This window comes from Lysinibacillus capsici (assembly GCF_020217405.1).
Lineage (GTDB): Bacteria > Bacillota > Bacilli > Bacillales_A > Planococcaceae > Lysinibacillus > Lysinibacillus capsici.
Map to the genome: position 1 here is coordinate 2,865,314 of NZ_CP084108.1, position 20,206 is coordinate 2,885,519.

Below are 20,206 nucleotides of genomic sequence, written 5' to 3' on the forward strand. Positions count from 1 at the left end.
TGGATGAAAAGAGGTCAATATACTTATGCGATTATATGACAAATAGGAATTCATCCTTACACCAATTTCTTGTCTGCTTCATATATGATTACTACACAGACTAAAGGGAATAGTCCCAGCTATGAGTTTAGAAGTATTAGGGTTGGAGATTTCTCTCCAAGGTTGCTGAATAGCTGACCTTTGTCCTATTCCTCCAAACCAACCATACGTGCATAAACAGCTCCAAGTGCTGGCATTCCACCTTGGGCACCTAATTTCTCTACAGATAAAGAAGCAGCGATATTAGCAAAATATACAGCCTCATCCAACGATTGCCCTTCTACTAAAGCATAGGCTAAAGCCCCATTAAAGGTATCACCTGCCCCCGTAGTATCCACGACTGTTGTCATATAACCTGGTACATGAATTGGATAGGAGCCATCGAAATAACGTGCACCGTCACTTCCTAGCGTCACGATTAATTTATTAGGATATTTTTCTAAAACTTGTTCCACTGGCTCGTTAAAAATTTCAGCACATTCCGTTTCGTTAGGTGTTAAATAGGTAATATCCTCCATCCACTGCACATCAAAATTGGCTGCTGGGGCAGGGTTTAACAGTATCGGAACACCCGCTTCTTTACATAAATGAATAGCATGGGCTGTCGTCTCTTTAGGGATTTCAAGCTGTATAATTACCAAGTGACTTTTTTGTATCAACTCTTTTGAAGCTTCAAGATGGGATATGCTTAAGTCATAATTAGCTCCCGGAACGACAACAATTCGATTATCGCTATTGTAAATAAGTATATTAGCTATGCCTGTAGGAGCAGTGGTGCTTTTTACAAGGGCCTTTGTCTGAATCTGCTCTTTTTGTAAAGCGGCATGTAATGTCTCACCAAAATGATCATTCCCTAAACAGCCAACCATCGCCACCTCACTGCCAAGACGAGCTGCGGCAACTGCTTGATTAGCCCCTTTTCCTCCTGGAACTGTTTGAAACGAGTTACCTAGAATGGTTTCTCCCTGCTTTGGAAAAGCATTCATTTGTACAACTAAATCCATATTTAAACTTCCTATAACTGTAATCATGGAATTCCTACCTTTCATCTTTTGATAAAATAAAAAATAACTGAAATGAGCGGTATCATTTCAGTAGCTTAACAGTATAAAAGTTCGTATAAACTAAAAATTTTCGAAATACCTATCGACTGTTTTAGGGACGTTTTCAAAAGCTGGCTGGATTTGTCCTTTAATATACAAATAATTTGATAATGATAACATAGTGCCATCTTCGCATTTGATGTTTTCTTTATTATAAATAATTTCATATAGGAAATACACTACAAACAAAAACTGAAGACAACATCAAATTTGTCTTCAGTCATATCAATTAATAGGCTACTCGCTTCGCCTCATATGCGGCGATGTGGTCCTCATATTTAAAGGTTAAGGCGATTTCATCCCAACCATTCAGTAACGTTTCTTTATAGTACGGGTCAATTGTAAAATGATAGACTGTACCATCTTCTCCTGTTACGGTTTGCTCGACAAGATTTACTTCCATACTATAGGGCTTTGCTAAGCCCTTTGCTAAAATAGCATCACATTCCGATTCTGTTAGCTTAATCGGTAAGATACCGTTTTTGAAGCAGTTATTATGGAAAATATCTGCAAAGGAAGGTGCAATGACAACGTTAAAGCCGTAATCTAAAATAGCCCATGGTGCATGTTCACGAGAGGAGCCACAGCCGAAATTATCTTGTGCCACTAGAATTTTAGATTCTTTAAATTCAGGTTTATTTAACACAAAGTCAGCTATTTCATTCCCTTGTGCATCGAAACGCCAATGGTAAAATAAAAACTGTCCAAAACCTGTGCGCTCAATACGTTTTAGAAATTCTTTTGAAATAATTTGATCGGTATCAACATTTTTTCGATCAAGTGGTGTGATGACACTATTTACGATATTAATTGGTTCCATTTTTCAATCATCCCTTTCGAGTAAAGCAAGACTTACACCGTTTCCTTCACAAATTCACGTACATCGACGAAGTGACCTGCAATCGCAGCGGCTGCTGCCATTGGTGGTGACACTAAATGTGTACGAGCTCCAGCGCCCTGACGTCCTTCAAAGTTGCGGTTTGAGGTAGAGGCACAGCGTTCTCCAGCTGGTACGACGTCATCATTCATCGCAAGACACATCGAGCAACCAGACTCTCGCCATTCAAAGCCTGCATCTATAAATATTTTATCTAAACCTTCTGCCTCTGCTTGTTTTTTCGTTGTATGTGAGCCTGGGACAACGATGGCTGTGACCTTGTCATGCACCTTACGCCCTTTAATAACATCAGCAGCTGCACGCAAATCACTAATGCGTGAGTTTGTGCAGGAGCCAATGAAGACATGCTGGATGTCAATGGATGTTAATGGCTGTCCTTCCTCTAAGCCCATATAGGCCAGTGCTTTTTGAAGTGCCGCCTTGTCAGATTCATCCTCATAATCTGCTTGTGTTGGAACATGCCCAGAAACACCAGTACCCATTGATGGGTTTGTTCCCCACGTAATGATTGGTTCAATTTCTTCAGCTTTTATAATACGAACCGTATCGTACGTTGCATCTTCGTCTGAAGCAAGACTTAACCAGTAAGCGGCTGCTTCTTCCAATTTTTCTCCTTGCGGTGCATATTTGCGTCCACGAATATAATCGACTGTTGTTTGGTCAGGTGAGATAAGTCCAGCTTTTGCGCCTGCCTCAATTGACATATTACAAATGGTCATGCGTTCTTCCATAGATAGTTTGTGGATAGCCTCTCCAGTGAATTCCACAATATGTCCTGTACCAACACCAATACCGAACTTGGCAATGATGGCTAAGATAATATCCTTTGCTGCTACTCCAACTGGTAGCTCCCCTTCGACACGAATCTCCATCGTTTTCGGCTTATTTTGCCATAGCGTTTGCGTCGATAATACATGCTCCACCTCTGATGTCCCAATACCAAATGCAATGGCCCCAAAGGCACCGTGAGTGGATGTATGAGAATCCCCACAAACAATGGTTTTACCAGGCTGTGTTAATCCAAGCTCTGGCCCAATAACATGGACAATCCCTTGGTCAGGGTGTCCCATGCCTGCTAACTCAACACCAAATTCCTCAGCATTTTTAGCTAATGTTTCGATTTGATTGCGTGCAATGGGATCATGGATAGTTGGTAAATTTTTTGTTGGTACGTTATGATCCATTGTCGCAAAGCTTAAATCAGGACGGCGCACTTTACGTCCGTTCATGCGTAACCCTTCAAAAGCTTGCGGAGATGTTACTTCATGAATTAAATGAAGATCAATATATAACAGGTCCGGTTTGCCCTCTTCCTGATAAACAACATGTTTATCCCAAATCTTTTCAATTATATTTTTACCCATTGTCTTCACCTATTTCTTTAAATATATGTTGTCATAATACTTTGTGATACAAAGCTAGTATCAATTTCGTTAATTACCTTATCTGTCCATTCATTAGTTGATAAAATGCGACTGCCGTCGCGAGCAAGATCTGCTGTAAAGTAGCCATCATCAAATACTGCACTTACAGCGCGTTCAATTTCTGCTGCTTCTTCTTTTAAGCCGAATGAATATTGCAGCATCATTGCTACGGATAAAATGGTTGCAGCAGGATTTGCTACACCTTGCCCTGCAATTTCTGGTGCGGAGCCATGTACTGGTTCATATAAGCCAAAATTATCACCACGAATGGATGCAGATGGTAAAACACCTAGAGAACCAGTAATAACAGATGCTTCATCACTTAAAATATCACCAAACATATTTTCAGTAACGACTACATCATAGTGTCCAGGATTTGTAATAAGTTTCATTGCGACAGAGTCTACTAGATTATGTTCTACGATTACATCTGGATACTCTTTTTTCTTTGCTTCTACAACTTCACGCCATAAGCGACTTGTTTCAAGCACATTCGCCTTGTCAACAGAGCATAATTTGCCACCACGTAAACGTGCTAGTTCAAAGGCATTTTCAACGATACGCTCTACCTCTGCTTTAGAGTAAACCGTTGTATCAATTGCGCCATTTTCAGTACGCATACGTGGTTCCCCGAAGTATACGCCACCTGTTAGTTCACGTACAATCATTAAATCAACGTTCTCAGCCACTTCACGCTTTAATGGTGAAGCATCTAGTAAACTCGGGAACGCCTTTACTGGACGTAGATTGGCAAATAAATCGAAGTGTTTCCGAATTCGCAGTAACCCTTTCTCTGGGCGTAATTCAGGAGGGTTTTGATCCCACTTTGGACCACCTACAGCTCCTAATAAAATCGCATCACTATTTTCACACATCTCGATCGTTTCATCCGGTAATGGATTATTATGCTGGTCGATTGCAGCACCACCAATTGTTGCATATCCTAAATGAAATGTATGATTAAATCGTTTACCAATCACCTGTAATACACGCACAGCAGAAGCAACAACCTCTGGACCAATTCCATCACCAGGAAGTACTGTAATTTTTCTCTCCATCGTCAAAACACCTTTCTTTGTATAGCGTATTCGCTAATTTAGTAAAGACGCTCACCTACCTTTTATCAAAGTGAGCGTAGTCATTACGTCTAAGCGTAATTTTTGGTTAATTGATACAATACGCCATGACATCATTGCATCCGACTTGTGAATGGTACTTCATACAATTCACTATCTCAGAGACCTATACAGGATGTGCGCGAAGGCTTGCTTGTATTAAATGACGGTTAATAGCATTTAAATAAGCTTTTGCCGATGCTTCTAAAACATCTTGAGAGGAATTACGGCCTGTAGTCGAAACCTCATCATAGCGAATATTAATAACCGCTTCACCCAGTGCATCTCGTCCTTTGCCAACCGATGTCACACGGTAATCAATGACATGTACAGCTCCAGGTACAAGTTGCTCCAGTGTATTAAAAATGGCTTCTACTGAACCAGAGCCAGTAGCTACAACGGTTTTTTCTAGTCCCTCAGGTGTAAGCACAATGGCTGTCGCTGTAGGAATATTTTCAGTACCATATTGAACCTGCACCATTTTCAAATCAAAGAGTGGTACATCTTCTACTTGAACTTGTTGCTCAGTAAGAAGTGTGAGTAAATCTTCCTCTGTAATTTCTTTTTTACGATCAGCCAATTTTTTAAATTCCACAAATGCTTTGTTCAACTTTTCATCAGAAAGATGAAAGCCCATTGTTTCCGCACGATCACGGAAGGCTGCACGACCAGAATGTTTCCCGAGAACTAATGGTATTTCACCTTCGCCGATTAAAGCAGGTGAAATAATTTCATAGGTTTCTGGATTTTTTAAGACACCGTCTTGATGGATGCCCGATTCGTGTGCAAATGCATTTCTTCCTACAATCGCTTTATTTGGCTGAATCACAACATTTGTCAATTTACTGACTAATTGAGACGTACGTTTAATTTCTTGCAACTGAATGCCTGTTTGCACCTGATAAATGTCCTTGCGAATATGAAGTGCTACAGCAATTTCCTCGAGTGCCACATTACCTGCACGTTCGCCGATACCATTGATCGTTCCTTCGACTTGTGCAGCACCATTTTCTATTGCGGCAATCGTGTTAGCTGTTGCCATCCCTAAATCATCATGACAATGGGCGGAGAATTTTACTTTGTCAGCACCTTTGACATTTTCCAGTAGGAACTTAAATAATGCACCATATTCTTGTGGGGATGCATATCCTACAGTGTCTGGAACATTAATCGTTGTTGCACCAGCAGCAACCACTTCGTTCATAATTCTCACTAAAAATTCGCGATCAGAGCGGAATGCATCCTCAGCAGACCATTGTACAAGTGGGAAGAACTTTTTAGCGTATTTAACAGCCTCTACCGCTTGCTCCATCACTTGATCAGGCGATTTTTTTAATTTGTATTCCATATGAATAGGTGATGTGGCTAGAAAAATATGAATATGTGGCTGTTGTGCTACTTTTATCGCTTCCCATGTAGCATCAATATCCTTTTGGATACAGCGAGCTAGCCCCGTCACAATGGAGTTTTTTACTGTACCTGCAATGCGATGGACTGCATCAAAGTCACCGGGTGACGAAGCAGGAAATCCTGCTTCTATAATTGTCACACCAAGGCGCTCTAATTGTTTGGCAATTTCAATCTTCTCGGCTGTGTTTAAGTTGATCCCAGCAGATTGTTCACCATCGCGAAGCGTCGTATCGAAAATATCAATTTTTCGCACTTGTCGCCACTTCTCTCACAACTTTTTCTTTACCTTCGTTGATGAATGGCATCATAGCACGTAGTTTCGCGCCCACTTCTTCGATTTGATGGTTCGCACCAGCTTCTTTGAATTTTGTATATTCTGGACGACCATTTTCATTTTCTTGAATCCAACGACGAGCAAATGTACCATCTTGGATATCTGTTAATACATCCTTCATACGAGCTTTTACAGAATCATCGATGATGCGTGGTCCTGCCACATAATCTCCCCACTCTGCTGTATCTGAAACTGAGTAGCGCATTGTTGCCATACCGCCCTCAAACATTAGGTCAACAATTAATTTAAGCTCATGTAATGTTTCAAAGTAAGCTAATTCTGGTTGATAACCAGCCTCTACTAATGTTTCGAATCCTGCTCTTACTAGCTGTGTTGCCCCACCACACAGTACTGCTTGTTCACCAAACAAGTCTGTCTCTGTTTCTTCTTTGAATGTTGTTTCAAGAAGTCCACCACGGGCAGCACCGATTCCTTTACCATATGCAAGCGCTAAATCTTTTGCTTGACCAGTAGCATCTTGGTGAATAGCAAATAGTCCTGGTACACCAGCACCTTCTTGGAATTGACGACGAACTAGATGTCCTGGTCCTTTTGGTGCTACTAAAAATACGTCAACATCTGCTGGTGGTGTAATTTGACCGAAATGAATATTGAAGCCATGTGCAAACATCAATGCTTTACCAGCTTGTAAATGTGGCGCAATTTCCGCTTCATAAACTGCTTTTTGACGCTCATCTGGTAGCAGAATTTGGATAACATCTGCTTCTTGTGCTGCTTCAGCCACTGTTTTTACGTCAATACCATCTGCTTTTGCCGCATCGAAAGATCCACCTGGACGAACCCCTACTACCACGTCAAAACCTGATTCTTTAAGGTTTAAAGCATGTGCATGACCTTGTGAACCGTAACCGATAATTGCGATTTTCTTTCCTTTTAATACGTCCTCGTTGATATTTTGCTCATAGTACATTGTAGCCATAGTTAATTTCCTCCTAGAATATGTTTTGTTTTTTTAGCTTTAGATAACTTACGCTGTCTATAAAGCTATTCATTTTTATATGCAAACTATTTTAAAATAGAGAGCTGCGGGTTTGAGACTTTTTGTGTTTCACGAACGGAGGCAGTTGCTCCTGTACGTGTAAGTTCTTTAATGCCATATGGTCGAATAAGTTCGATAAAGGCATCAATCTTCTCTGGATGCCCTACTACTTGATACGTCACAACATTTTTGGCTGTATCAATAATTTGGGCACGGAACGGTTCAACAATTGAATTCATTTCCAAACGTAAATTTGGTGGGGAAATCACCTTTACTAGTGCTAGCTCTCGCAGAACAATCGATTTATCGGTAATGTCATTGACCTTTAACACATCAATTTGCTTGGATAACTGTTTCACTAGCTGTTCAATTTTGCGTTCATCCTCTACGTTGACAACGAAGGTCATCTTTGAAAAATTCGGTTGCTCCGTATGACCTACTGTAATCGATTCAATATTGAACTGACGCTTCATCAATAAACCTGTCAAACGGTTTAATACACCACTTTGGTTAATCACAGTTACGGTAATTACTCGCTTCAATTCTTTTTCACCCCAATCATTTCATGTAAGCCTTTGCCAGGTGCTACCATTGGGTAAACACATTCAAGCTGTTTCACTCGACAGTCAATTAATACTGGCTCATCAGACAGCAGTGCCTCACGGAAAATAGACTCTGCTTCATCGATTGTGTTAATACGATAGCCTTTAATGTTATAAGCATCAGCTAACTTAACAAAATCTGGTTGGATCGGCATAAGTGATGATGAATAGCGCTCTTCATAGAATGTTTGTTGCCATTGACGCACCATGCCTAGACAGCTATTATTCAAAATCACTATTTTTACTGGCAAGTTAAATTCCTGTAGGATGGATAGCTCCTGTGCCGTCATTTGGAATCCTGCATCTCCTACAATCGAAATAACTTTTTTGTCTGGCTTCGCAAATTGGGCGCCAATTGCGGCCGGGAAGCCGAAGCCCATCGTACCAAGTCCACCAGACGTTACCCATGCATGATCATTATTTAAATGATAATATTGTGCTGCCCACATTTGATGCTGCCCAACATCTGTCGTCACAATGGCATTCCCTTCAGTAACCTTGTGCACTAATTGCAATGCCTCTTGTGGTAGGATTTCTTGCGTATTTGTATCCTTGCAATACCATAATGGATATTCCATCGCATGATTCCTTAAATAAGCTAACCAATCGGCTGTATCAGGACCTTGGAAATCCTTTTTCAATAGTGCTTTTAAGGCTTCCTTGGCATCAGCAACAATGGGAATATCTGTCGGTACATTTTTGCCAATTTCAGCAGGATCAATATCGATATGGATAATCGTTGCATTTGGTGCAAATGTAGCTAGATTACCTGTTAGACGATCATCAAATCGTGCCCCAATATTGAGTAATAAATCTGATTTTGTGATCGCTGTATTTGCTGTAGCTGTACCATGCATCCCAGCCATCCCAAGGAATAAGTCATGTTCACCATGGATGGAGCCCAATCCTAGCAATGTGTTCGTTACTGGAATACGATATTTTTCTGCGAAAGTCGTTAATTCCTCACGTGCATCCGCAAAAAGAACACCTGCTCCCGCTAAGATGATTGGGTTTTTTGCCAATGAAATGGCTTGAATCGCCTTTTGCACTTGTAAATAATTTGGTTTATATGTTGGCTGATAGCCTGGTAAATAAATTTCATCAGGTGCTTGCGGTGGATTCTCTACATCAAACAACATTTGGGAAACGTTTTTTGGGAAATCCACGACAACTGGTCCCTTACGACCTGTGCTAGCGATATGGAAAGCTTCCTTCACAATGCGGGGAATATCATTGACATCCTGCACTTGATAGTTGTGCTTTGTAATCGGTGTTGTAATCCCCATAATATCGGCTTCTTGGAAAGCATCTGTTCCGATCACAGATGTCGCAACCTGTCCTGTAAAAACAACCAATGGAATAGAGTCGATCATGGCATCCGCAATACCTGTTACAAGGTTTGTTGCACCAGGTCCACTTGTGGCAATAACAACGCCCGTTTTACCTGAAACACGAGCATAGCCTTCCGCCGCATGAATAGCCCCCTGTTCATGTCTTGTTAAAATATGGCGAATAGGGTTTTTATACATCGCATCGTAAATTTGTAATACGGCTCCTCCAGGATAGCCAAAGACAATTTCAACCCCTTGATCATGCAATGCCTGCACTAATACATCTGCACCGTCCTTCGCTTGATAGGTTTGTTCAGCTGTTGCTGTTGTAGCTAATTGTTCTTGTTCATTGATTGAAACATTCGCACTCATCAAATTATGCCTCCTTCATTTCTTTCAAACTCACACAACAGTGTTGTAGATTAGTGAAGTGTCAATAGCTGGATTGACTATTCCTCTCATCCTTTTCGTTGAGAGGCTGTTCAATTGCATCGTGAAAATAATAAAAAGCCTTTTTCTCCACACGCAAAGAACTACCTTACGTAGGGATGAAAAAGACTTTCCATGGTACCACCCTTTTTTATAGCAAATAATTGCTACCTCGCGAATAAATGACTGCATTTATGCACCAATGCGAAAGACATCGCATCCAATATAGCGTCATAAAACATTTATTCATTAATAACGAGCACTTTCGACTATGCCCGGAGCTATCTAATGGTGTAAACACGTTTAATAGCCCACTCCGAGGGGATGTCGGATCTAGTTGTATCGCCGGCTTCCAGCACGACCGGCTCTCTGGTAGATACAAGGCTCTAGAACCTTTAACCTCATCAACGTTTTTATTTATCTAGTTGTTAAATTTTCATTACGCCTCCAGTAGAAGCGCTCGTCACTAATTTTGAATATCTTGCTAACCAACCACGTTTGATTTTTGGCTCAAAGACTGGTAATTTTGCACGACGTTCAGCTAAAACTTCATCTGAAACTTGTAAATTAATCGTACGATTTGGTAGATCAATTTCGATAATATCTCCGTTTTCTACTAAAGCGATTGGACCGCCTTCAGCAGCTTCTGGTGAAATATGGCCAATTGAAATACCTCGAGATGCCCCTGAGAAACGACCATCTGTAATTAATGCAACCTTTGTACCAAGGCCTCGACCTTGAATGGCAGATGTTGGTGCAAGCATTTCTGGCATCCCTGGGCCACCCTTAGGTCCTTCATAGCGAATGACGACTACATGGCCCTCTTTCACCGTTCCATTATCAATGTTTTCTTGTGCCGCTTCTTGTGAATCAAAGACGATAGCCTCGCCCTTGAATACTTTGATAGAAGGATCAACTGCCCCTACTTTAATAACAGAGCCATCTGGTGCGATGTTACCGAATAAAACTGATAATCCACCTACAGCACTATATGGATTGTCTTTTGTTCGAATGACTTGATCATTCGTGATGTGATAATCTTTGACAAGCTCACCCATTGTAACGCCTGCTACGGTTGGACGGTCTGGATGAATAGCACCTGGAATAGATGTTAATTCATTAATAATGGCACTTACGCCACCTGCTTTATTAATATCATCCATTGAAATATCTGAAGCAGGCATGATTTTTGCTAAATAAGGCACTCTTTCCGCTACTTTATTAATATCTTCAATGTTGTAATCTATCTCGGCTTCATTGGCAATTGCTAATGTATGAAGAACTGTATTTGTTGAGCCTCCCATTGCCATATCAAGAGCAAATGCATCATCAATTGCCTCTTTTGTAATAATATCGCGAGGTTTAACGTCTTCCTTGACCATGCGAATTAATTGTTTAGCTGCTTCTTTAATCAGCTTGTGACGCTCTTCAGAAGTGGCAACGATTGTACCATTTCCAGGTAAAGCAACACCAAGCATTTCCATTAAGCAGTTCATCGAATTTGCTGTAAACATGCCTGAGCATGAGCCACATGTTGGACAAGCATTATTCTCAATATCCAACAGCTCTTCCGCAGACATTTTTCCTGATTTGTGGGCTCCTACACCTTCAAACACAGATGTTAAGGAAAGCTGTTTCCCTGCTGCAGAAGTTCCCGCCTCCATTGGACCACCTGAAACAAAGATAGATGGTACATTCGTACGAACTGCTGCCATAAGCATTCCTGGTGTAATTTTGTCACAGTTTGGAATATAAAATACGCCATCAAACCAATGTGCATTAATAACAGTTTCAGCAGAGTCTGCTATAATTTCACGACTCGGTAAGGAATAACGCATACCTATATGCCCCATTGCAATACCATCATCGACGCCAATTGTATTAAATTCGAATGGAATACCACCCGCTTCTATAATAGCTTCTTTCACTACATCAGCGAACGTACGTAAATGAACGTGACCTGGTATTATGTCGATATAAGAGTTACAAACCCCAATAAATGGTTTGCCTAGATCTTTTGCTTTTACTTTGCCTGTTGCATATAAAAGACTTCGATGTGGCGCTCGATCTACGCCTACTTTAATCATGTCACTTCTCATTTTAAACGCCCCTCATTGCTATCCATACTATGTTCATTTATATAGACAAAATGTTCTGTCTTTTTATTTTTTGTTTATAGAGTAATAGTCTCTTAGACGATTACTGCTGTAAAGATTGTTGTTATCATAGTACGAAAAAAAGGTCTCGTCAACAGTATTTTTTGAATTGTTTAAACAATTCAAAAAATCTGTCAAAATTGAAATCGTTTACATGCTGATTAAGCATCAGTTTTATCTCGCTTTGATAATAATTTTGACATTTCGTTCAAATTTTAATTTTTTAATAATAAGCAAAAATGAGTAAATAAATAATTGCCATATATTTGAATAAGCTAAATCATTCAATCCTCAAGATAACGCTTACAATAGAAACAACTTTTTTAAGTATCCTGTAAAAAATACTTGTTCAGGATCATATTGGTGTCGAATATTTAAAAACTTTTCAATCTCTGGATACAACGCATAGACCGTTTGCGCTGTTAAATGATGTTGTTTTCCCCAGTGAGGGCGACCTTCATATTTTTGCATCAATGTATGCACCCATTTAAAATAAGGCTCTTCTGCCATTCCCTTATACATATGAAAGGCTATAAAAGCTGACTCACGCCCTTGTGTTGGACTTAAAAAACCTGCTTCGCCTGCTGTTGTTCGACACTCTAAAGGAAAATGCACATTAAAAGTCCCTTTTTTAAACGTTGCATGGATTTCCTCCAAACAAGCTTCAAACTGTGATAACGGGATGGCATATTCACTCTCTTGGAACTTCACGCTACGAGGTGAAGGATAAATTTCATAGCTTATCCCTACTTTTTCACTTTCTACCACATTGGCAGCCGCTATCTTACTCATGGTACCACTTAAACCTGGTTTCCACTTACAAAGCGCTGACATCGCAAAAAAAGCCCCATTTTCTACTATTTGTAGCTTTAATGTTTCTATTTTTTTATTCCATTCGCTTTGAAAGACGGGCGCGACCGTATTCATCCGTTTTACTTGAATTGTTTCACTACCTGGGAAATAAAACCATTCCACATGACGATGTTGACGAATATCCTCAGCAAATAACGAGAGACCATTTGTCAATGTTTCTCTTGCCCCCACATAATGTAAACCATATAGTGGTATGACCTTAATCGTTACTTTGACCAGAACACCTAACATCCCAAGAGATACATGCAGCGCTTCAGATAAATCATCCATCCCTCTCCTATGTTCCTGATAAGTACCAGTACCATCTACAAATCCCCATGCTTGGACAGCTGACGAGAGAGAACCAAGTGTAACCCCTGTGCCATGTGTGCCAGTTGACACTGCCCCTGCAATGGTTTGCTCCTGTATATCGCCCATATTGATTAACGCAAAACCGTGTTTTGCTAGCATCGGACCAATTTCATATAGGTAGGTCCCTGCCCATAATGTTGCCTCCTGCCTTTCCTCATTCACAGCGATTAATCCACGCAGATTATGTAAGGAAATAGCTATATGCTCAGGCATAGCCACAGCGCTAAAAGAATGAGCAGCACCTGTGACACGAATTGTCTTTCCTGATTGACACGCATGCTTCACAATTGCTGAAACTTCATCAATGGAGTGTGGTAAATACATTTCACTCGGATAGGAAATAACATTACCAGCCCAGTTTGTCCACTTTTCACCATTCCGCCATTTTTCTATAGAAAACATTGTCCATCCCCCCTATATGTTGTGTAATGTCCAGCGTACTTGTCCCCACGAATAGCATGCAGGGCCTGAAAGCGCTCACAAAGCTCTCCAGCCTTCGCATGTCGAAAATAAATGGTATCGCCAACATTGATACTTTTCTCTTTGACCTTTATGGGTGTTTGCACTTCCCCTGCTCCTTCTAGGCTAAGATATGCAAAAGTGGTAGGGTCATAGAATACAGGCAAACGATCCATCCCAATTGCTCCAGAAGCCGTATAGCCTCCCCCATGACAAACAACGATATTTTTTTCAGGCATTCTTGTTACACGTAAGGCAAATCCAGCAGCCTTTTCTAGCTGTAAATGTGTAAATTGATCGAACAATGCAGGTGCATAAAAAGCCGAGCCAACTGTAATTTCCGTTACTTCCTTCTGTTGATTGGTGTACGTCATACTTCCTGATCCCCCACCATTAACAAAGCGCAGATTTGGAAAATAAGCCTTGATATGGGCGACCGCTAATCGACGAAACTGTGTTACTTGCTTTTTGGCTTGTATTTGCATGGCTTCTATGACTCTACCTTTTACAGCATTTGCTGGACGATTGCCAACCCCTGCTATTTGAGCCTCATAGCCCATCGCTCCTACCACTTCAATTACAGGGGTGTTTTGTATGGTTTGTAAAAAAGGTGTCAACGTTTCAAGAGAAGACAATGACGAACGCTTTGTTCCAAAATACAATACTTTAAAATCATTTGACACATTAAGATCAATGCAAACCTGTACACGTACGCCAATCTCTTGTGCTAGTTTAGCCAATAGTTGGATATGTTCTGGTCTGTCTACCATAAAGGTGACGATTTTCCCTTCCTTTACAAAATACAACAATCGACGAATCGTTGCTTCCTCCATTACTGGATAGCCAAGCAATAAGTCATCAAACTGTTGCTCTAATAAAAAAAGGGTCTCTGTTGCAGTAAATGTCATTAATCCCACAACATTCACAAGTTTTTTCTGTATATAACGAAGCACCTCAATAGAACGAATCGATTTTGTTGCAATACGAATTTGTTTTCCACCACAAGCATCTTGAACCATTTGTATATTTTTATCTAGTGCATCTAAGTCTAACCATGCAAATGGCCTTTCCAAATCACAAAATGCTTGATCGAATCTGAACGTCATTTCATCACTCCCTTGTCTGTACTATGTATTTGACACTTAAAGGAATAATTCCTTTTTTCAGTTAATTAAACAAAATAAAACAACCGTGCGCCTGTTTTACAATAAGACTACACGGTTGTTTTAATATAGGATAAACATTTCATTCACCTTTCTATTAAATTGGTTACGATGCGTATAAGAAATCAGCTGCAAGATTTAGCATCACTAATAAATGCAAACCAGCAATTAAAAAGCCTTGACGATTTAAACGTTTCATAACAGCCATATTCATACGACCACGCTCCTTTTCTACATTATAATCCATTTATACAGAATTTTCAAACTATTAAAAAGTGGAAATTTACCCATTTTTCTTTCTCTACTCTAAAAATTCTCACAGGAAATAAGGAATTGTACAGGGAATTGACATTCTGTTTCAATAAATAATGTATTTTTTCACGAATGAAATGGCTATTGTAGTAAATAATTTAGTTAAATGGCTGTTTTTTATTGTTACTGGCGATTGGGCGTTGCATGCATTTCTGGTACGAATTGAATGCCTGAACATACTATAGAAGTAAGCGATAATCGGTGTATGTACAATATAGAAGTAATTGTCGTTAATGTGGCCATTTTCACAGTAATTTATGCAGTTGGATTAGCTATAAAGTGAGCACAGCAAAGGAGCTGCATTCATTTGTCTACAGCCTTATTTACAACATGTAATAATTACTAAACAAATCACAGTGTTTAATCTACTCCATTCAGGGTATAACTAAGTAATCGCCATTATATCTTAAATTTAAGGAGATGAAAGTAATGATTAGTTTCATTTGGTATTTAATTATTGGAGGAATTCTTGGTTGGTTAGCTGGCGTCATTTTAGGTAAAGATGTACCAGGCGGCATCATCGGGAATATTATTGCAGGTATTGTCGGTTCTTGGATTGGTAGTATGGTTTTAGGGAACTGGGGCTGGAGAGTAAGTGATTTCTACGTGTTCCCAGCACTAATCGGTGCTATCGTGTTGATCTTTATCGTCAGCCTTATTTTAAAAGGTATGCGTAAAGCAACTTAAATATGTAATGAAGAGCCATCCAGTGTGATGGCTCTTTATTTTTCTTCATGTAAAAGAACAGCTGCTTGGAGTTCATCGTGAAAATCATCATACAACTGGTAGTAATATAACACATCCTCGACATATTTCTCGCTATGGTTGTATTGATAAACAGCTTTCTTAATATTCCCTGTCGCAGCACCGTACTTAGATAAGTAATTCGCAGCACTAAATACTGCATCCTCAATATCATAAGGATCTGCTATTCCATCCCCATTTGCGTCTACGCCATATCCTCCGTATTTAGCAATTGTCTCAGGATTCATCAATTCATTTTTCGTGATGTTTCCTTTTCCTAAACCTGCGCATGTTGGATGCTGCCAGCCGACGAATGTACAGGGCATGAATTGCATATGCCCCTCTGCCCCAGCAGATGATACCATTGATTTTACCGTAGAAAAACGCGTTTCAATACGATGATGCGCAGCAAGTAATGTCCATGGTACCCCATATTTTTCTTCTGCAGCTACATAAACGGGAATGTATTGCTCAGGAATTTTCATATCGAAATGCTGTTGAATCTCCTCAATTGCCTTTTGCTGGACAAGCTTTTCGAAAATCGGTAATGTTTGAAGCTCCTTCCAAGCAAAAAATGTGAGGACATACACAGTAATTGCAATTGGAATCAATAATGCTATCATACCCAATTTTGTAGCGGGTGATAACATGGGTTTGTTATTCTTTTTCTTTGTCATACGTCACACCTAATCTAGTATTCTTTTTCTATATTACCAAATTTTCCGTCATGTGCAGTATATCTTTTCATTTTGAAAGATCGAAGTCTTCCAATTTCCACTATGAAAGCAGTTGAAAGGTTTGGTAAAAATATAGTAAAATACAGATTGATTCGTTTATTGGATATTAATAGGGAGGAATTTATTTTGTGGAAAGACTTTAAAGAATTTGCGATGAAAGGCAATATTGTCGATCTAGCAGTAGCAGTAGTCATTGGTGGTGCTTTCGGTAAAATTGTTACCTCCTTAGTTGAAAATATCATCATGCCATTGGTCGGTGTTTTAACGGGTGGTATTGATTTAACAAAGAGTTTTGTTTTTGGCTCAGGTGAAGCTCAAATCAATTTTGGTGTATTTCTACAATCCATCATTGATTTTTTAATCATAGCATTTGCCATTTTTATGGCCTTACGAATTATGACTAAGCTTACACGTAAAAAAGAAGAGGCAGTCGTGGAAGAACCAGCGCCTGAACTCGACGCCAAAGAAGAGCTTCTTAAAGAAATTCGCGACTTGCTAAAAAAAGAACAAGCCTAACATGTTGTTAAAGCATCTGTCTCTCATTTAATGGAGGCAGATGTTTTTATTTTGTATCCTTTACTTTTTGTGTTCTATTCCGCTACTTCAGAACCTATCCACTACTTTCTATCTTGTATCCGCTAACTTGAAATTATCCTCCACTTCTTTAGCTCTATCTTTATTCTGGAAGATAGATCACTCCATCAGAAAATAACAGGGATTATCTCACATACATTCACAATTAATCTCCTACTATTCCTAGGTGTTTAACTGTAAATAATCTAGCTAATTTTCAGAAATCACCTTGTTCTTCTTTAGTATCCATGTTAAATTGGTAACAATTATTGAGAATACTATTAAATTGAAAGCAAAAGTTGTTGCTTTTAATAATATTGAAGAAAAGAGTGACGTCATGACATTAAACAGAAGTATTGAAACAAAGCTTGTACAACTTGGTAATTTAAGTGACCCAGCAACAGGAGCTGTGAGCCCACCCATTCATTTATCGACTGCTTATAAACATACTGGGATTGGTGAATCTACTGGTTTTGACTATACACGTACAAAAAATCCTACACGTGCTCTTTTAGAAGCAGGAATTGCTGATTTAGAGGGTGGTGATATGGGCTTTGCCTGTAGTTCCGGGATGGCTGCCATTCAATTGGTGTTATCCCTATTTAAACCAGGCGATGAATTAGTCGTGCCAGATGATTTATATGGTGGTACATATAGACTTTTTAATTTCTTCCAAGATACTTATAATATTAAGCCTGTTTATTCAAAATTTGAATCGGTTGAACAGGTGGAAGCATTAATGAATGAAAATACACGTGCAATATTTATTGAAACACCAACAAATCCACTTATGCAGGAGTTTGATTTACAAGTGTATGCGGAGTTAGCACATAAGCATGGGGCATGGCTAATTGTGGATAATACTTTTTATACGCCTTACTTCCAACGCCCTATTGAATTAGGTGCAGATATTGTGCTTCATTCTGCAACGAAGTATATTGGTGGTCATAATGATGTTTTAGCTGGGCTAGTGGTTGCTAAAGGCACAGAATTAGCCGAACGCATTGGCTTTATTCATAATGGTAGTGGCATGGTGTTAGGAGCTATGGATTCATGGTTACTTATTCGTGGTCTAAAAACAATGCATCTACGCTTAAAGCAACATGATGCCAATGCAAAGGCGATTGCTGCTTACTTAGAGGAAGAAGAGTTAGTGACCGATGTCCTTTATACTGGAAAAGGTGGCATGCTATCATTCCGCTTGCAAAAGCCTGAGTGGATTGACCCATTCCTTCGTAACTTAAAGTTAATTACTTTTGCTGAAAGTCTTGGCGGTGTCGAAAGCTTTATTACGTATCCTGCTACACAAACACATGCAGATATGCCTTATGAAGAGCGTGTGGAGCGTGGCGTTTGTGATCGTTTATTACGCTTCTCTGTTGGCATTGAGGAAGCAGAAGATTTAATTGCAGACTTACGACAAGTGTTTGATATCCTTAGAAAAGAGGCGTAATTGATGAAGCAACGTATTGAAACAAGCCTCATTCACGCAGGTGTTCGTGATGGCTATAGTAATAAAAAAGGGGCTGTTAACGTCCCGATGTATCTGTCGTCTACTTTCCATCAAGAAAGTATAGATGAATTTGGAGAATATGATTATGCTCGTTCAGGCAACCCTACAAGAGATGCGTTAGAAAAAGCTGTAGCAGAGCTTGAGGGTGGCGTTCGTGCCCATGCATTTTCATCTGGTATCGCTGCCGTATCAGCAGCATTAATGCTGTTATCGCAGGGAGATCATATCGTCATGACTGAGGATGTTTATGGTGGAACCTATCGTTTTGTAACAAAGGTGTTGCCGCGCTTTGGGATTTCCCATACATTTGTAGATTTTACGGATCTAGCAGCTGTAGAAGCAGCAATCACGCCAGCTACAAAACTACTTTATATGGAAACACCATCAAATCCAATGTTAGGCATTACAGATATTCGTGGTGTAGTGGCGCTTGCCAAGCAACACCACTGCCTTACATTCTTGGATAATACTTTTATGACACCGTTACACCAACGCCCACTAGAACTTGGTGTAGATGTCGTCATTCATAGTGCAACGAAGTTTTTATCTGGCCATTCTGATATTATTGCCGGCTTAACGGTTACTGCCGATGAAAAGCTAGGTCAGGATCTCTACTTTATCCAAAATTCATTCGGTAATATTTTAGGTGTACAGGATTCATTCACACTTCTACAAAACATCAAAACAACAGATGTACGTTTTAGTCGTTCTGCTGAATCTGCACAAAAAATTGCTGTTTATTTGGCTAGTAATCCTCTAGTTGAGCAGGTCTACTATCCAGGGCTTGCTTCACATCCTGGCTACGCTATTCATCAACGTCAAAGCACAAGTCCTGGGGCCGTTTTATCCTTCCGACTACCAAGCTATGCAGCTGCAAAGGCATTGGTTGAGGCGATGACAATTCCAGTATTTGCGGTCTCTCTTGGAGGAGTAGAGTCTATTCTTTCTTACCCTGCAAAAATGAGTCATGCTGCTATGGAGCCAAAAGAGCGTGCTAAACGAGGCATCACAGATGGCCTTCTACGTTTTTCTGTAGGACTTGAGCATGTTGATGACTTAATTGCTGATTTTGCACATGCCCTAGAGATTGCTGCCAAGGCTTAATTGAATCAACATAAAAACCGCGTCCAGTTAACGCGGTTTTATTTATAATAGGTTCAATTTCTCACCTTTGCTAACAATCGGTATAAATAATCGCCATGCCCCTTTGCTAGCAGGGCATCTTGCTCAGCTGAAATCCAATAGAACGAAAAGATTAAATCCCTTTCGTTTAAGCCTGTTGGATGATGTTGCCATGCATCCCGTGTTTCATCGGATGTTAAATGATAAAAATACCGTTTCTGTAAAACACCTGATGGATGATTAAAATAGTCCTGTGCTATTAACGCTTGAACGACAAGTGTGGTTAGACTTGTTTCTTCTAGCATTTCACGTTTCACAGCGTCTAAAGGTGTTTCCCCTTCCTCAACCGTACCTTTGGGCACCTGGATACCTGCCCCAACTGAATTCTGTTCAAATACGAGTACCTGTAATTGATCCTCATGCGTTCGCGTAATATAGCCAAATGCTTTTTCAATTACTTGCATGAAAGTGACCCCCTTTGAATGATTGAATGTTACAATAAAGAAAAAAATTGGAAT

At 39.8% G+C, this 20,206-nt stretch carries 17 protein-coding genes; 4 read left to right on the forward strand and 13 right to left on the reverse strand.

The features are described from left to right. Positions 1-185: 185 nt before the first annotated feature. From rbsK to LCP48_RS14215, 11 genes are all read right to left on the reverse strand, one after another. Positions 186-1,070 (reverse strand): ribokinase, encoded by an 885-nt coding sequence (gene rbsK, locus LCP48_RS14165; protein ID WP_216486051.1) that lies wholly within the window; start codon positions 1,068-1,070, stop codon positions 186-188. A 301-nt stretch (positions 1,071-1,371) separates the two neighbouring features. After that, on the reverse strand, positions 1,372-1,962 hold the full coding sequence (leuD, locus tag LCP48_RS14170; protein WP_004231426.1) for a 3-isopropylmalate dehydratase small subunit: 591 nt from the start codon (positions 1,960-1,962) through the stop codon (positions 1,372-1,374). A gap of 32 nt (positions 1,963-1,994) precedes the next feature. Further along, entirely contained in the window at positions 1,995-3,404 is a 1,410-nt protein-coding gene (leuC, locus tag LCP48_RS14175; RefSeq protein WP_004231424.1) for a 3-isopropylmalate dehydratase large subunit, read from the reverse strand. A 17-nt stretch (positions 3,405-3,421) separates the two neighbouring features. Beyond that, a complete protein-coding gene (leuB, locus tag LCP48_RS14180) occupies positions 3,422-4,522 on the reverse strand; it encodes a 3-isopropylmalate dehydrogenase (RefSeq protein WP_004231422.1) in 1,101 nt (366 codons plus the stop codon). Between the two features lie 184 nt (positions 4,523-4,706). Beyond that, positions 4,707-6,242 carry a 2-isopropylmalate synthase gene (locus LCP48_RS14185; protein ID WP_004231420.1) on the reverse strand — a complete coding sequence of 512 codons (1,536 nt, stop codon included), beginning with the start codon at positions 6,240-6,242 and terminating at the stop codon, positions 4,707-4,709. After that, entirely contained in the window at positions 6,229-7,263 is a 1,035-nt protein-coding gene (ilvC, locus tag LCP48_RS14190) for a ketol-acid reductoisomerase (protein ID WP_004231418.1), read from the reverse strand. The genes LCP48_RS14185 and ilvC overlap by 14 nt, the downstream gene beginning before the upstream one ends. Positions 7,264-7,349: 86 nt before the next feature. Then, positions 7,350-7,865, reverse strand: coding sequence for an acetolactate synthase small subunit (ilvN, locus tag LCP48_RS14195; protein ID WP_004231416.1), 516 nt, complete (start codon positions 7,863-7,865; stop codon positions 7,350-7,352). Further along, positions 7,862-9,628, reverse strand: a complete 1,767-nt coding sequence (gene ilvB / locus LCP48_RS14200) for a biosynthetic-type acetolactate synthase large subunit (protein ID WP_004231414.1) — start codon at positions 9,626-9,628, stop codon at positions 7,862-7,864. The genes ilvN and ilvB overlap by 4 nt, the downstream gene beginning before the upstream one ends. A 485-nt stretch (positions 9,629-10,113) precedes the next feature. Next, positions 10,114-11,784: a dihydroxy-acid dehydratase gene (ilvD, locus tag LCP48_RS14205; RefSeq protein WP_004231412.1), complete on the reverse strand. Its 1,671-nt coding sequence runs from the start codon at positions 11,782-11,784 to the stop codon at positions 10,114-10,116. A gap of 360 nt (positions 11,785-12,144) precedes the next feature. Further along, a complete protein-coding gene (locus LCP48_RS14210; protein ID WP_004231409.1) occupies positions 12,145-13,467 on the reverse strand; it encodes a D-arabinono-1,4-lactone oxidase in 1,323 nt (440 codons plus the stop codon). Next, the gene (locus LCP48_RS14215) at positions 13,455-14,630 is read right to left on the reverse strand and encodes an amino acid deaminase/aldolase (RefSeq protein ID WP_004231407.1); all 1,176 of its coding nucleotides are present in this window, start codon (positions 14,628-14,630) and stop codon (positions 13,455-13,457) included. The genes LCP48_RS14210 and LCP48_RS14215 overlap by 13 nt, the downstream gene beginning before the upstream one ends. Positions 14,631-15,428: 798 nt before the next feature. On the opposite strand from LCP48_RS14215, the gene LCP48_RS14220 reads away from it, so the two are divergent. Then, on the forward strand, positions 15,429-15,686 hold the full coding sequence (locus LCP48_RS14220) for a GlsB/YeaQ/YmgE family stress response membrane protein (RefSeq protein ID WP_004231402.1): 258 nt from the start codon (positions 15,429-15,431) through the stop codon (positions 15,684-15,686). 35 nt (positions 15,687-15,721) lie between these two features. On the opposite strand, the gene LCP48_RS14225 is transcribed toward LCP48_RS14220, so the two are convergent. Next, the gene (locus LCP48_RS14225; RefSeq protein ID WP_009370296.1) at positions 15,722-16,420 is read right to left on the reverse strand and encodes a lytic transglycosylase domain-containing protein; all 699 of its coding nucleotides are present in this window, start codon (positions 16,418-16,420) and stop codon (positions 15,722-15,724) included. Between the two features lie 186 nt (positions 16,421-16,606). Here LCP48_RS14225 and mscL point away from each other — a divergent pair, with 186 nt between their 5' ends. The 3 genes from mscL (at position 16,607) to LCP48_RS14240 (ending at position 19,670) form a co-directional block, all read left to right on the forward strand. After that, positions 16,607-16,996 carry a large conductance mechanosensitive channel protein MscL gene (gene mscL / locus LCP48_RS14230; RefSeq protein ID WP_009370295.1) on the forward strand — a complete coding sequence of 130 codons (390 nt, stop codon included), beginning with the start codon at positions 16,607-16,609 and terminating at the stop codon, positions 16,994-16,996. 394 nt (positions 16,997-17,390) lie between these two features. Continuing rightward, on the forward strand, positions 17,391-18,506 hold the full coding sequence (locus LCP48_RS14235; protein ID WP_026023403.1) for a methionine biosynthesis PLP-dependent protein: 1,116 nt from the start codon (positions 17,391-17,393) through the stop codon (positions 18,504-18,506). 3 nt (positions 18,507-18,509) lie between these two features. Continuing rightward, complete coding sequence (locus tag LCP48_RS14240) at positions 18,510-19,670, forward strand: aminotransferase class I/II-fold pyridoxal phosphate-dependent enzyme (RefSeq protein WP_225340294.1); 1,161 nt, start codon at positions 18,510-18,512, stop codon at positions 19,668-19,670. Between the two features lie 53 nt (positions 19,671-19,723). Here the strand turns inward: LCP48_RS14240 and LCP48_RS14245 are convergent, their stop codons facing one another. Then, complete coding sequence (locus LCP48_RS14245; RefSeq protein WP_216486058.1) at positions 19,724-20,152, reverse strand: NUDIX hydrolase; 429 nt, start codon at positions 20,150-20,152, stop codon at positions 19,724-19,726. Between the last annotated feature and the right edge of the window lie 54 nt (positions 20,153-20,206).

What these genes read in the sequence shown, in the direction of transcription:
- leuB (WP_004231422.1), bottom strand. Translation starts at nt 4,522, where the DNA reads ATGGAGAGAAAAATTACAGTACTTCCTGGTGATGGAATTGGTCCAGAG.
- LCP48_RS14245 (WP_216486058.1), bottom strand. Translation starts at nt 20,152, where the DNA reads ATGCAAGTAATTGAAAAAGCATTTGGCTATATTACGCGAACGCATGAG.
- rbsK (WP_216486051.1), bottom strand. Translation starts at nt 1,070, where the DNA reads ATGATTACAGTTATAGGAAGTTTAAATATGGATTTAGTTGTACAAATG.
- leuC (WP_004231424.1), bottom strand. Translation starts at nt 3,404, where the DNA reads ATGGGTAAAAATATAATTGAAAAGATTTGGGATAAACATGTTGTTTAT.
- leuD (WP_004231426.1), bottom strand. Translation starts at nt 1,962, where the DNA reads ATGGAACCAATTAATATCGTAAATAGTGTCATCACACCACTTGATCGA.
- LCP48_RS14215 (WP_004231407.1), bottom strand. Translation starts at nt 14,630, where the DNA reads ATGACGTTCAGATTCGATCAAGCATTTTGTGATTTGGAAAGGCCATTT.
- ilvC (WP_004231418.1), bottom strand. Translation starts at nt 7,263, where the DNA reads ATGGCTACAATGTACTATGAGCAAAATATCAACGAGGACGTATTAAAA.
- LCP48_RS14235 (WP_026023403.1), top strand. Translation starts at nt 17,391, where the DNA reads ATGACATTAAACAGAAGTATTGAAACAAAGCTTGTACAACTTGGTAAT.
- LCP48_RS14210 (WP_004231409.1), bottom strand. Translation starts at nt 13,467, where the DNA reads ATGTTTTCTATAGAAAAATGGCGGAATGGTGAAAAGTGGACAAACTGG.
- ilvB (WP_004231414.1), bottom strand. Translation starts at nt 9,628, where the DNA reads ATGAGTGCGAATGTTTCAATCAATGAACAAGAACAATTAGCTACAACA.
- ilvD (WP_004231412.1), bottom strand. Translation starts at nt 11,784, where the DNA reads ATGAGAAGTGACATGATTAAAGTAGGCGTAGATCGAGCGCCACATCGA.
- LCP48_RS14240 (WP_225340294.1), top strand. Translation starts at nt 18,510, where the DNA reads ATGAAGCAACGTATTGAAACAAGCCTCATTCACGCAGGTGTTCGTGAT.
- LCP48_RS14225 (WP_009370296.1), bottom strand. Translation starts at nt 16,420, where the DNA reads ATGACAAAGAAAAAGAATAACAAACCCATGTTATCACCCGCTACAAAA.
- LCP48_RS14220 (WP_004231402.1), top strand. Translation starts at nt 15,429, where the DNA reads ATGATTAGTTTCATTTGGTATTTAATTATTGGAGGAATTCTTGGTTGG.